The sequence below is a fragment of the Brasilonema bromeliae SPC951 genome (assembly GCF_012912135.1).
In the GTDB taxonomy this organism is placed as follows: Bacteria; Cyanobacteriota; Cyanobacteriia; order Cyanobacteriales; family Nostocaceae; genus Brasilonema; species Brasilonema bromeliae.
In genome coordinates, this window is record NZ_QMEB01000371.1 from 2,772 (window position 1) to 2,995 (window position 224).

Sequence of the window (224 nt, forward strand, 5' to 3'; positions counted from 1 at the left end):
AATTACTTACGAGTGAAATTTCATAGATGCCACGCTGCCGAGAAAAGCCGCGAAAGCCAGATATTAAGGTTCCCGTACCCGAAACCGACACAGGTAGTCAGGTAGAGAATACCAAGGTGCGCGAGATAACTCTCTCTAAGGAACTCGGCAAAATAACCTCGTAACTTCGGAAGAAGAGGTGTCATGATAGGGTGTAAGACTTCGCGTCTGAAGCCTGAGATGAT

Annotated in this window: 1 rRNA gene (only partly in view); it reads left to right on the top strand. The window is 46.9% G+C overall.

From position 1 onward, the window contains the following. A 23S ribosomal RNA gene (locus tag DP116_RS30610) occupies positions 1 to 224 on the top strand; its annotated part reaches 1,602 nt to the left of the window's first position; the annotation flags it as partial.